The following is a 12362-nucleotide window of genomic DNA, read 5'->3' as shown; positions in this document are numbered from 1 at the left end:
CGGCATCAGCCTAATGGGTACGCGTGGCCTAGGCTGAGGGGATGGCGCACCGCGCCAGCACACGTTCCCACCCCGCCCTGCGGGGCCGATTCAGCGAGGTTCTTCCATGCCCACCGGCAAGGTCAGGTTCTACGACGAGGAGAAGGGCTTCGGCTTCATCCAGACCGACGACGGTCAGGACGTCTTCCTCCACGCCACGGCGCTGCCGGCGGGTTCCGCGGCGCCCAAGACCGGCACCCGTGTCGAGTTCGGCGTCGCCGACGGCAAGCGCGGACCGCAGGCACTGTCGGTGCGTGTGCTCGAGGCTCCCGTGAGCCTCGCCAAGCGCTCGCGCAAGAACGCCGACGACATGGCGGTCATCGTCGAGGACCTCGTGAAGCTGCTCGACGGCATCGGCGCCGATCTGCGTCACGGCCGCTACCCGAGCGGCTCGCACGGCAAGAAGGTCGCCGCCGTGCTGCGCAAGGTCGCGGACGACCTCGATGCCTGACATCGAGGGCGTCGACGATCGGGATGCCCCGATCCCGACCGATGCGGTGGTCGAGCCGACCGGCGCGGCCGAGCCTGAGCCCGCGGCCGAGCCTGAGCTCGCGGTCGAGCCGGAGCACAGTGCCGAGATGGCCGCGGAGCCGGACGTCGACCCCGATCCCGAACTGCTGAACAGCGTCGAGTTGGCCCGCGCCGCGCTCGCCGAGATCACCCCGGCCGCGAACATCGGCGAGCCTGCGGGATATCGCGCGGAGCCCGGCGGCGTGATCACACTGCTGTTCACGACGACGCAGCCGGGCTATCCGGGCTGGTTCTGGAATGTGTCCCTCGCCCGCGTCGCCGACGCCGAGCCGACCGTGCTCGAAGTCGAGCTGCTTCCGGGCGATGACGCGCTGCTGGCGCCCGACTGGGTGCCGTGGGCGGTGCGCCTCGCCGAGTACAAGGAGCAGCAGGCGCAGCTCGCCGCGGCATCCGATGCCGACGAGCTCGACGAGGCCGATCACGATGCCGATCTCGACGACGACCTGGATGACGACGACGACCTCGATGAGGACGCGGACGACGACGATGAGGACGACGACTTCGACGCCGACGAGTCGTTGCTGCACGCCGGCGACGTCGACGGCGTGGACATCGACGAGGACGATCTCGACACCGACGACCTCGACGGCGGCGACGACCTCGAGGGCGACGATGACCTCGAGGGCGAAGACGACACCGACGACCATCTCGACGACATCGACGACGCGGATGACGCCGACGACCAGGATGACGACGCCGATGCGGCGACGTCCGCCGACGAGGGCCGCGACTAGAACGAGCTGACCCGCGGCGCGAGCGTCGCGAGTAGCCTGCGAGCATGCGGCGCACCGATCGCGCGAGCCTGCTCGTGCATGTCTCCCCGGCCGAGGCGTTCCGGGCGCTCATCGACCCCGATGCACTGCTCACCTGGCTGCCGCCGGCCGGAATGCGCGGCCGGTTCGAGCGCTTCGATCTGCGCGCCGGCGGCGGCTACCGGCTCGTGCTGACCTACGACGATCCGTCCGGCGCGCCGGGCAAGACGACGGCGGATGCCGACGTGAGCGACGTGCGCATCATCGAGGTCGTGCCCGGCGAGCGGATCGTGCAGGCGGTCACCTTCGTCGGAGACGACACGGGGATCGCCGGCGTCATGACCATGGAATGGCGCGTTCGGGACACTCCCGAGGGCGCCGAGGTCACGATCGAGGCGCGCGACGTGCCGCCCGGCATCCGCGCGCGCGACCACGCGACGGGGATCACCTCGTCGCTGGCCAACCTCGCCGCCCACCTCGAACCCTGACGTGCCGTCGGGGCAGGCCCCGGATCAGAGGTGCTCGAGCGTGTAGTCGATGCTGCGGATCAACTGGCGCACGTCGTCCGGCTCGATCGAGACGAACGTCGCGATGCGCAGCTGGTTGCGGCCGAGCTTGCGGTAGGGCTCGGTGTCGACGATGCCGTTGTGGCGCAGGCTGTCGGAGATCGCCGCGGCATCCACCCCCTCGACGAAGTCGATCGTCGCCACCACCGGCGAGCGGTCGGCGGGGTTCGCGACGAACGGGGTTGCGACCTCGGATGCCTCGGCCCAGTCGTAGAGCGCCTGCGACGACTCGTGGGTGCGGGCGTCGGCCCACTGCAGCCCGCCGTTCTCGAGGATCCACTCCAGCTGGGAGTCCAGCAGCAGCAGAGTCGAGACCGCGGGGGTGTTGAGCGTCTGCTGCAGGCGCGAGTTGTCGAGTGCGTTCTTCAGGCTCAGGAACTCCGGGATGTAGCGGCCCGAGGCGGCGATGCGCTCGATGCGCTCGATCGCGGCGGGCGAGACCGCCGCGTACCAGAGCCCACCGTCGGAGCCGAGGTTCTTCTGCGGCGCGAAGTAGTAGACGTCTGCTTCGGCGACGGAGAAGTCAATGCCGCCCGCGGCGCTCGTCGCGTCGATGACGGTGAGCGCGCCCTCGTCGCCATGCACACGACGGATCTCGGTGGCGACGCCCGTGGAGGTCTCATTGTGCGGCCACGCGTAGACGTCGACGCCCGTGACCGCCTCGGCGACGAGCGACGTGCCGGGCTCCGCCTTGCGCACATCGGGCGCCTCGAGCCACGGTGCCGCCGCGGCGCTCGCGAACTTGCCGCCGAACTCGCCAAACACGAGGTTCTGCGCCCGGCGCTCGATCAGACCGAATGCCGCGGCATCCCAGAAGGCGGTCGATCCGCCGTTGCCGAGGATGATCTCGTAGCCGACGGGCAGGCGCAGCAGCTCCGCAAGGCGGGCGCGCGTGCTGCCGACGAGGTTCTTCACCGGCGACTTGCGGTGCGAGGTGCCGAGGATGCTCGCACCGGGGCCCACGAGGTGCTCGAGCTGGGCGGCGCGGATCTTCGACGGCCCGCAGCCGAAGCGTCCGTCGGTGGGCAGGATCTCGCGGGGCAGCACGACATGGGGCATGACACCGATCCTAAAGGCGCGACGGATGCCGCGACGCCCCCATGACGCACGCGATCGCCCCGCCGCGCGGCCCGGTGTCGGTGGGGATTGGATAGGGTTTCCTCATTCCCTTCTTGCGCCCCGAGGACTCCGCATGACCGATCTCATCGACACCACCGAGATGTATCTGCGCACGATCCTCGAGCTCGAGGAGGAGAACATCATCCCGCTGCGTGCCCGCATCTCGGAGCGGCTCGGGCACTCCGGACCCACGGTCTCTCAGACGGTCGGGCGCATGGAGCGCGACGGCCTCGTCGTCGTCGCCGACGACCGGTCGCTCGAGCTCACCGGCGCGGGGCGCCAGAAGGCCGTCGACGTGATGCGCAAGCACCGTCTCGCCGAACGCCTCCTCTCCGACGTGATCGGCCTCGACTGGGCCTATGTGCACGAAGAGGCCTGCCGCTGGGAGCACGTGATGAGCGAGCAGGTCGAGCGTCGACTGGTGCAGCTGCTCGGTCACCCCACCGAGTCGCCCTACGGCAACCCGATCCCCGGCCTCGATCAGCTCGGCGACAGTCCGGCGACCACGTTCGAGCAGGGTGTGGTCGGACTCGTGCGCCGCCTCGGCGACAGCGACGAGCCCGTCACCGGCACCGTGCGCCGACTCGCCGAGCCCGCCCAGGTCGACCCCGAGCTGCTGCAGCAGTTGCGCGGCGCGGGCGTCGTGCCCGGAGCATCCGGAACCTATCGCTACAGCGAGGGCTACGTGCTCGTGCAGATGGACGGCTCCGACGAGGGGCTGGAGCTGCCGATCGAGGTCGCCGCGCACATCTTCCTCGTCGACGACCGCGCCTGATCGTCGGCGCCCGGGGGCGCCGACGCCGCGGGTCGGGATGCCGCGGCATCCGCACGCGTCGTCAGATCGACGTGACATGTTCGTTACCGTCGGGTAGCCTGTCACAGTCCACAGGCGACAATCCCGCCGACGGACCCGGAGTGAATCGCCCCATCGGCTCGTCCTTCCCTCCGCGACCCGCACCACGTGCCCGAAACACACAGTGCCGACGAGCCGGGCGCACGCCGCCAGGGGCGCCGGAGGATTGAGTGACCGACAACGAGATTTCGCCTACCCCCGAGAGCGGTGAGACCGCGACGGCCCCCGCCACGAGGCGCAGCACCCGAGAGGGCGCACGTCTTGCCGCAGAGGCGGCCAAGGGAAAGGTGAAGCAGGTGGCGAGCGCCGTGCGCCCCACTTCCAGCGCTTCCCGCCGCAAGGGCGCGGCCGGCCCCGTGCGCAGCGTCGTCATCCTGACGATGGTCGGCGGTCTGGTCGCGACCGTCGCCCTCCCCGCCTACGGCGCGTTCTCCTCGGGCGATGGAACCCAGACCGTGCAGCAGCTCGCCGCCGAGAACGCCCAGTCGCTCGTGATCGCCTCGGATGCCTCGCAGTCGAGCATCACGCGTGACAGCTACTCGGCCACGACCGCCGATGAGCTCGCGAAGAAGAAGGCCGCCGAGGCGGCCGCTGCCCGCGCGAAGTCGGCGAGCGTCGTCAGCCGCGTCGCGTCGGTCAACCTGAGCCTCGTCGCCCCCGGCAGTGGGATCGTGCGCTGGCCGGTCGACATGGCGGGCACCAGGGTCGGCGACGGCTTCCTCTCGCGCGGCGGCACCCACATGGGCGTCGACCTGCTCAACGCCCAGGGCACCCCGATCTTCGCCGCCGCCGCCGGAACCGTGCGCGTCGCGGCCGCGGGCAACTACTACTACGGCTACGGACACGCGATCGTCATCGACAGCGTGATCAACGGCCAGCAGGTCAGCACCCTCTACGGCCACCTCGAGGACGGCGGCGTGCTCGTGCAGCCCGGCCAGCAGGTGCAGGTGGGACAGATCATCGGCCTCATGGGCTCCACCGGGCAGTCGACCGCCAACCACCTCCACTTCGAGGTGAAGATCAACGGCAACTACGTCGACCCGTACGCCTGGCTGCAGCAGAACGCGGGCTGAGCGAGGCATCCGCTCTCTCGTTCCCCGACACGCAACCTCGTGTTCAGGGCCGTTGTGCGCCCGGGCGTGTCGTGGTGGGTTATTCTCTGACTCGACGCCGAGAGAGATTCGGAGGAAGCCGATGGGCTGCATACCTCGCATCCGCACCACGGACGCGCTCGGTCTGCTCGTCCTTCGGCATCATGTGAGCGGATGCCACGGGGTCGCCGTGCGTCCAAGGCGCTGTCTGTGAGACAGCGCCTTTTTTCATGCCCTGAAGACTCTCCCTCGCGTCACGAATCGAATATCCGCGAAGCCGTCCCGGCGATTCGAGAGGACACGAGATATGCGCACCCTGGTGCTGAACGCCGGCTATGAGCCATTGGCCGTGGTCTCCTTCAAACGAGCCCTCGTGCTCGTGATGAACGAGAAGGCCACGGTCGTCGAACGCGTCGAAGGAGACCCCGTCGTGGGGCTGCGCGGCGCGTGCGACAGACCCGCCGTGATCATCCTGAGCCGCTATGTGCGCGTGCCCGGCGCGCGCCGGGTGCCGGTCACCCGCCGAGGCGTGCTGCGTCGCGACGGCAACCGCTGCGCCTACTGCGGGAAGGCGGCGTCGACGATCGATCACGTGCAGCCGCGGTCGCGCGGGGGTAAGGACACGTGGGAGAACCTCGTGGCCTGCTGCCTGCGGTGCAACAACGTGAAGGGCGACCGCACGCCGCAGGAGATGGCGTGGACGCTGCGCATGGAGCCGGGCGCCCCGCGCGGCGCGCAGTGGACCGTGCGCGGCACCGAGCGGGCCGATCCGCGGTGGGAGCCGTACCTGGCGCTCGCCGCGTAGCCCCGCACGGGCGGGCGCGGCCACCGGGGGTGGCCGCGTCGTCCCGCGCGCTCGGGTCAGCGTGCGCTCGGGTCAGCGTGCCGGGGGAGCGCCCGGGGTGGTCGGATCGTCGCCGCCGAGCGCGGCGAGCCAGTGCGTGAGGGCGGACTCGAGGGCCGCGGCATCCGTGTCGCTCAGCAGCTGCACGAGGCGGCGCTCGTTGTGCATGTGGTCGGTGAAGGCGGCGTCGATGAGGGCGACGCCCGCAGGGGTCAGGCGCACGAGGCGGCGGCGGGCGTCGGCGGCGGAGCCGGTGCGGGCGACGAGGCCGCGCTGCACGAGCCGGTCGACGCGCTTGGTGAGTCCGCCGGTGGTGACCATGGTGTGGGCGGCGAGCTCTCCGGCGGGCAGCTCGTAGGGGGCGCCGATGCGGCGCAGGCTCGCGAGCAGGTCGAACTCGGCCTCGGTGAGGCTGTGGGCGGCGTAGACCGGCACGAGCTCGGCGGTGAGGGCGAGCGCGAGGCGATGCAGGCGTCCGATGACTCCCTGTGGCGACGGGTCGAGATCGGGTCGCTCGCGCCGCCAGTCGGCCTGGATCTGCGCGACGCGGTCGGGGGCGGCATCCATGACGCGACTTTATCTTCCATGGAAGGGGAACGTCGAGATCGCGGTAGATTATCTTCCGTGGAAGATAAAAGATGGCGCTGGATCCTCCTGACCGCGATCGCGCCCATCGCCTGGGGGAGCACCTACGTCGTCACCCGGCATCTGCTGCCGCCCGATATCCCGCTCTGGGGCGGGGTGATCCGATGCCTCCCCGCCGGCTTCGTCGTGCTCGCGTTCGTGCGAGTGCTGCCGCGCGGCTCGTGGTGGTGGCGCTCGCTCGTGCTCGGCACCCTGACCGTCGGCGGCCTGAACGTGCTCGTCTACATCGTCGGCCAACGGCTCCCCTCGAGCCTCGCTGCGACCCTGATGTCGACGTCGGCCGCCTTCATGATCCTGCTGTCGTGGATGCTGCGGGGCCAGCGCCCCCGGGTGATCGCCGTCGTCGGCGCCCTCGTCGGCATCGTCGGCGTCGTGATCATGCTCGGGCCGGGCGGCGGCCCGGTCGACCCCTGGGGTGTGGTCGCCTCGATCGGGGCGATGCTCTCGTCGACCCTCGGATTCGTGCTGACCGCGAAATGGGGTGCGGGGGTGCCGCCGGTCACGATGACCGCCTGGCAGCTCGTGGCGGGATCCATCGTCGTGCTGCCGTTCGCGATCCTCGTCGAGGGGGCGCCGCCGGTGCTCGACCCGCCCGCCATCGCGGGCTTCGCCTACGTCATCGTGGTGGCCACCGTGCTCGCGTACGCCGCATGGTTCACGGGGCTCGCCCGCCTGCCCGGCAGCGTCGTCGGGGTCGTGGGACTGCTCAACCCGGTGACCGGGGTCGTGCTCGGGGTGGCGCTCGCCGGCGAGGCCTTCGGCCTCGCGCAGATCGCCGGTCTCGTGCTCGTGCTGGGCGGGGTCGTGATGGGGTCGCTCCCGCCGAGACGCCGTCGTGTCCCGGCTCTGACGTAGGGTCGAGCCGCCCACTTCGGGGTCTCCTCGGGGCGCGACGCGGTGGGGCGAGCGGATGTCGGTGGTCGCTCATATCTTCGAAAACGACGTTGAAGGAATGGAACATATGTTCTAAACTGTCGGAGTGAAGGTCATCGTGCGAGAAGACGCCGCCGCCGAGGTGCTGCGGCTCCGCGCGCAACTCGACCGCATGCAGGGTCGCTCGCTCGACGCCCCGATCCTGCCCACGCATTCCGCCCTCGCCGGGCTCCTGCCCGGCGGCGGACTCCGTGCCGGCGCAGCCTATGCGCTCGGCCCCTCCACCTCACTCCTGCTCTCCCTGCTGGCCGCGCCCTCGCGGACGGGGTCATGGTGCGCGGTGGTGGGGGTTCCCGAATTGGGGGCGGAGGCGGCATCCGACCTCGGCGTCGACCTGTCGCGACTCGTGCTCGTGCCCGATCCGGGGCCCCGCTGGCTCGCCGTCGCGGCCACCCTCGCCGACGTGCTGCCGGTCGTCGCGGTGCGTCCTGCCGGGAGGGTGTCCGACGCCGACGCGTCGCGGTTCGGCGCCCGGCTGCGCGAACGCAACGCGGTGCTGCTCGTGCAGGGGGTGTGGCCGCAGGCCGCGGCATCCATCGGTCTCGAATCCCCCGAGTGGAGCGGGCTCGGTGCCGGTGACGGCTATCTGCGCTCGCGTGCGCTCACCGTGTCGGTGCAGACCCGGCAGGCGGGCGTGCCGCGGCGGGCGCGGCTGTTGCTGCCCGACCCCGCCGGCGCGCTCGCCGGCATCGCGTCCGAACGGGCGGTGGCCACACCCGACGGGGTGGTCGCAGAGCGGGAGCCGGCGGCGGTGCCGCTGCTGCGGGCGGTGGGATGATGGCGGCCCCCGCGCGCAGCCTCGTCCTGTGGGTCCCCGACTGGCCCGTCGCCGCGCTCGCCCGCGAGGAGGGCACTCCGCCCGGGGAGGAAGGGGCCGTCGCGATCGTCGCCGGCAACCTCGTCGTCGCCTGCTCGGCGGCGGCCCGCGCCGACGGGGTGCGTCGGGGGATGAAGCGGCGCGACGCCCAGGCGCGGTGCCCCGCGCTGCGGGTGGTCGCCGCCGACGACGCCCGCGACAACCGGCTGTTCCTGCCCCTCGTGAGCCGCGTCGAGCAGCTCGCCCCCGGAGTGCAGATCGTGCGGGCGGGGCTGTGCGCGCTGCGCGCCCGGGGCCCCGCACGCTACTACGAAGGCGAGGAGCGGGCCGCGCAGGTGCTGCGCGCGGCCCTCGGTGAGGCGGGCGTCGCCGACGTGCGCGCCGGGGTCGCCGACGGTCCCTTCACCGCTGAGCGGGCGGCCCGCGCGGCGACCACGGCGCGCGACCCGGTGCGGGTGGTCGCCGCCGGGGCCGCCGCCGCCTTCCTCGCCCCGCTGCCCGCGACGGTGCTCGCCGACGCCGCCGACACGGGCGCCGAGATCGTGCACCTGCTCGCACGCCTCGGGGTGCACACGCTCGGAGAGTTCGCCGCGCTCGAGGTCGAGCGGGTCGCGGCACGCCTCGGTCCCGTCGGCGAGAGGCTGCACGCGCTCGCCGACGGGCTCGACTCCCGGGTCGTGCAGCCGCGCACACCGCCCGCCGAGCTGCACGCCGAGATCGCCTTCGACCCGCCGCTCGAGATCGCCGAGCAGGTCGGCTTCGCGCTGCGCCGCACCGCCGACGCGTTCATCGCCCGCCTCGACGACCAGCGTCTCGTCTGCACCGAGCTGCGGGTCGCCCTCACCGGCGACCGCGGCGAGCACGGCGAGCGGGTGTGGCTGCACCCGGGGTCGTTCGACACCGCGGCGGTCATCGACCGGGTGCGCTGGCAGCTCGCCGAAGACGACGCCCTCGCGAGCGGGGTCGCGCTCGTGCGGCTCGAGCCCGCCGCCGTCGAACAGGCCTCCCACCATGCGCCGCGCCTCGCCGGGTTCGGCTCGGGTCCCGACGAACGGGTGCACCACGCGCTCTCGCGCGTGCAGGCCATGCTCGGCCACCGCGGCGTGCTCACCCCGACGCTCGGCGGCGGGCGCTGGCTCGCCGAGCGCGAGGTGCTCGTGCCGTGGGGCGACCGGGTGGTGCTCGCCCGTGAACGGGGGCGCCCCTGGCCGGGGTCGCTGCCCTCGCCGCTGCCGGCGACGGTCTATCGTCCCGAGCGGGCGGCGGCCGTCGTCGACGTCGACGGTGAGACGGTCGGCGTCGACGAGCGCGGCATCCTCTCCGCCGTTCCCCACCAGCTCACGGTCGAGGGGCGCCGACTCGGAGTGACGTCGTGGGCGGGGCCGTGGCCGGTGATCGAACGCGAATGGGATGCCGCACGCCGCCGCATCGCGCACCGGTTCCAGATCGTCGACGCTCGCCAGAGCGCGTGGCTGCTGGTGTGCGAGGCGGGGGTCTGGTCGGTCGAGGGGCGGTACGACTGATGGGCTGGCACAACCCCGCCGTGCCCTGGTCGGAGCTCGAGCGGGCGCTGAGCGACCGGCGGCGCCCCCGCGACACCCCTGCCGGCGCCGACGGCGGTGACAGCCCGGCCTGGTCGCACAAGCACGGGCCCTACGTCGCCCCGCCGATCGAGCGGCCTGAGACGGTCGTGCCCTACGCCGAGCTGCACGCGCACTCCTCCTACTCCTTCCTCGACGGCGCCTCATCGCCCGAGGAGCTCGTCGAGGAGGCGGAGCGGCTGGGGCTGCACGCGCTGGCGATCACCGACCACGACGGCTTCTACGGCATCGTGCGGTTCGCCGAGGCCGCCGAGCAGCGCAGCGTGCGCACCGTGTTCGGGGCCGAGCTGTCGCTCGAGCTCACCGCGGTGCAGAACGGTCGCGCCGACCCCGAGGGCACCCACCTGCTGGTGCTCGCGCGCGGACAGGAGGGCTACCACCGGCTCGCCGCCGCCCTCACCCACGGTCAGCTCACCGGGGCCGAGAAGGGCAAGCCCGTCTACGACCTGCCGACCCTGGCCGAGCAGGCGGACGGCGCCTGGACGATTCTGACCGGATGCCGCAAGGGCGCCGTGCGCTCCGCACTCGCCGCGGGCGGTGCGCGGGCGGCGGCCGACGCCCTCGACACGCTGGTCGACCTGTTCGGCGCCGACCAGGTCGTCGTCGAACTGCTCGACCAGGGCGGGGTGCGCGACAGCGCCGACAACGACCTGCTCGCCGCGCTCGCCGCCGACCGGTCGCTCGCGACGGTCGCGACCGGCAACGTGCACTACGCCGACCCTCGCACCCGCACCCTCGCGGCCGCCGTCGCGGCGGTGCGGGCGAACCGCAGCATGGACGAGCTCGACGGCTGGCTGCCGGCGCACGGCGGCGCGTTCCTGCGGTCGGGCGCCGAGATGGCGACCCGGTTCGCCCGGTACCCCGGTGCGGTCGCCCGCTCGGTCGTGCTCGCCGACGAGCTGGCGTTCCCGCTGCGCCGCGCGAAGCCGGCGCTGCCGAAGCTGCCGGTGCCGCCCGGGCACACCCCCATGTCGTGGCTGCGGCAGCTGGTGTGGGATGCGGTGCCCGTCATCTATCCCCGGCTCGGCGACGACGACCGCCGCCGCATCGAGAACGAGCTGGCGGTCATCGAGCGGAAGGACTTCCCGGGCTACTTCCTCATCGTGCACGGCATCGTGCAGGAGGCGCGTCGCCGCGGCATCCTCTGCCAGGGTCGCGGCTCCGCGGCCAACAGCGCCGTCTGCTATCTGCTCGGCATCACCGCCGTCGACGCGATCTTCTACCGGCTGCCGTTCGAACGGTTCCTGTCGAGCCTGCGCGACGAGGAGCCCGACATCGACGTCGACTTCGACTCCGATCGGCGCGAGGAGATCATCCAGTGGGTCTACGCCACCTACGGGCGTCACAACGCCGCCCAGGTCGCGAACGTCATCCAGTACCGGCCGAAGAACGCGGTGCGCGACATGGCCCGCGCCCTCGGCTACTCGCCGGGGCAGCAGGACGCCTGGTCGAAGCAGGTCGAGCGGTGGGGTGCGTCGCTCGACAGCGGGGAGGGGCACGACATCCCCGATCAGGTCATCGAGTACGCCTCGGCGCTGCTGAAGGCGCCGCGCCATCTCGGCATCCACTCGGGCGGCATGGTGCTCACCGACCGTCCGGTGGGCGAGGTCGTGCCGATCGAGCATGCGCGGATGCCGGGGCGCACCGTCATCCAGTGGGACAAGGATGACGCCGCGTGGATGGGGCTCGTCAAGTTCGACCTGCTGGGGCTCGGCATGCTCGCGGCCCTGCAGTACTGCTTCGATCTGATCCGCGCCTCGACGGGGGAGGAGTGGACGCTCGGGACCCTGCCGAAAGAAGAGGCGGCGGTCTACGACATGCTGTGCCGGGCCGACTCGATCGGAGTGTTCCAGGTGGAGTCGCGGGCGCAGATGGGGCTGCTCCCGCGGCTGCAGCCGCGCTCGTTCTACGACCTCGTCGTCGAGATCGCGCTCATCCGGCCGGGGCCGATCCAGGGCGGGGCGGTGCATCCGTTCGTGCGCCGCAAGCTGGGCCGCGAGAAAGTGACCTACCCGCACCCGAAGCTCGAGCCGGTGCTCGCGCGCACGCTCGGGATCCCGATCTTCCAGGAGCAGCTCATGCAGATGGCCATGGCCGTCGGCGGGCTCACCGGCGAGGACGCCGACCTCATGCGGCGGGCGATGGGGTCGAAGCGGGGTCTCGAGCGCATCGACTCGCTGCGGGAGAAGCTCTACGCCGGCATGGCCGAGCACGGGCTCGTGGGCGACGATGCCGATGCGATCTACGCGAAGATCCAGGCGTTCGCGAACTTCGGGTTCGCCGAGTCGCACTCGCTGTCGTTCGGGCTGCTGGTCTACGCCAGCTCGTGGATCAAGCTGCACTACCCGGGGGCGTTCCTCGCCGGGCTGCTGCGCGCCCAGCCGATGGGGTTCTACTCGCCTGCGACCCTCACCGCCGACGCCCGGCGTCATGGCGTCGAGGTGCGCAAGCCCGACCTGCAGCTCTCGGGCGTCGAGGCAGGGCTCGAGCCGCTCGCCGGGGCGGATGCCGCGCCCGCCGCGCCCCCGGGTGACGCCGGGGCGGATGCCGCGCCCCGGCGTCACCCGGGGG

General features: G+C 72.1%; 12 protein-coding genes. 10 read left to right on the top strand and 2 right to left on the bottom strand.

Translation table 11 applies throughout. From position 1 onward, the window contains the following. Positions 1 to 106: 106 nt before the first annotated feature. Genes RR49_RS03760 through RR49_RS03750 form a run of 3 tightly spaced genes read left to right on the top strand, consistent with a single transcriptional unit; the run spans position 107 to position 1810 of the window. Positions 107 to 490 (top strand): cold-shock protein, encoded by a 384-nt coding sequence (locus RR49_RS03760; RefSeq protein ID WP_045246732.1) that lies wholly within the window; start codon positions 107 to 109, stop codon positions 488 to 490. Beyond that, positions 483 to 1304 (top strand): DUF3027 domain-containing protein, encoded by an 822-nt coding sequence (locus RR49_RS03755; protein WP_048809293.1) that lies wholly within the window; start codon positions 483 to 485, stop codon positions 1302 to 1304. Before RR49_RS03760 ends, RR49_RS03755 begins: the two co-directional genes overlap by 8 nt. A gap of 44 nt (positions 1305 to 1348) precedes the next feature. Further along, positions 1349 to 1810 carry an SRPBCC domain-containing protein gene (locus RR49_RS03750; protein ID WP_045246731.1) on the top strand — a complete coding sequence of 154 codons (462 nt, stop codon included), beginning with the start codon at positions 1349 to 1351 and terminating at the stop codon, positions 1808 to 1810. Between the two features lie 24 nt (positions 1811 to 1834). Here RR49_RS03750 and serC read toward each other — a convergent pair whose 3' ends face one another. Continuing rightward, on the bottom strand, positions 1835 to 2947 hold the full coding sequence (gene serC / locus RR49_RS03745; protein ID WP_045246730.1) for a phosphoserine transaminase: 1113 nt from the start codon (positions 2945 to 2947) through the stop codon (positions 1835 to 1837). A gap of 133 nt (positions 2948 to 3080) precedes the next feature. Between serC and RR49_RS03740 the strand changes: the two genes are divergently transcribed. The 3 genes from RR49_RS03740 to RR49_RS03730 all read left to right on the top strand — a co-directional run bounded on the left by RR49_RS03740 (position 3081) and on the right by RR49_RS03730 (position 5756). Next, positions 3081 to 3782: an iron-dependent transcriptional repressor DtxR gene (locus RR49_RS03740; protein WP_045246729.1), complete on the top strand. Its 702-nt coding sequence runs from the start codon at positions 3081 to 3083 to the stop codon at positions 3780 to 3782. Positions 3783 to 4030: 248 nt separating this feature from the next. Beyond that, on the top strand, positions 4031 to 4933 hold the full coding sequence (locus tag RR49_RS03735) for a M23 family metallopeptidase (RefSeq protein ID WP_048809292.1): 903 nt from the start codon (positions 4031 to 4033) through the stop codon (positions 4931 to 4933). A 325-nt stretch (positions 4934 to 5258) separates the two neighbouring features. Further along, positions 5259 to 5756, top strand: coding sequence for an HNH endonuclease (locus RR49_RS03730; protein WP_045246728.1), 498 nt, complete (start codon positions 5259 to 5261; stop codon positions 5754 to 5756). A gap of 72 nt (positions 5757 to 5828) precedes the next feature. Here RR49_RS03730 and RR49_RS03725 read toward each other — a convergent pair whose 3' ends face one another. Continuing rightward, positions 5829 to 6362, bottom strand: a complete 534-nt coding sequence (locus tag RR49_RS03725) for a MarR family winged helix-turn-helix transcriptional regulator (RefSeq protein ID WP_045246727.1) — start codon at positions 6360 to 6362, stop codon at positions 5829 to 5831. Between the two features lie 57 nt (positions 6363 to 6419). Between RR49_RS03725 and RR49_RS03720 the strand changes: the two genes are divergently transcribed. The 4 genes from RR49_RS03720 to RR49_RS03705 form a co-directional block, all read left to right on the top strand. Continuing rightward, positions 6420 to 7295 (top strand): DMT family transporter, encoded by an 876-nt coding sequence (locus RR49_RS03720; RefSeq protein WP_048809291.1) that lies wholly within the window; start codon positions 6420 to 6422, stop codon positions 7293 to 7295. A gap of 124 nt (positions 7296 to 7419) precedes the next feature. Continuing rightward, positions 7420 to 8151, top strand: a complete 732-nt coding sequence (locus RR49_RS03715; protein ID WP_211255136.1) for a DnaE2-dependent mutagenesis accessory factor ImuA' — start codon at positions 7420 to 7422, stop codon at positions 8149 to 8151. After that, positions 8151 to 9713 (top strand): DNA polymerase Y family protein, encoded by a 1563-nt coding sequence (locus RR49_RS03710; RefSeq protein WP_045246726.1) that lies wholly within the window; start codon positions 8151 to 8153, stop codon positions 9711 to 9713. The genes RR49_RS03715 and RR49_RS03710 overlap by 1 nt, the downstream gene beginning before the upstream one ends. Next, positions 9713 to 12362 (top strand): error-prone DNA polymerase (locus RR49_RS03705; RefSeq protein ID WP_045246725.1); only part of this gene is annotated, 2650 nt, incomplete at its 3' end. The genes RR49_RS03710 and RR49_RS03705, both read left to right, overlap by 1 nt.

It is taken from the genome of Microbacterium ginsengisoli, assembly GCF_000956535.1.
Classification (GTDB): Bacteria; Actinomycetota; Actinomycetes; order Actinomycetales; family Microbacteriaceae; genus Microbacterium; species Microbacterium ginsengisoli.
Note: the sequence above shows the minus strand (reverse complement) of the source record. Positions and strands in the feature narration are given on the sequence as shown.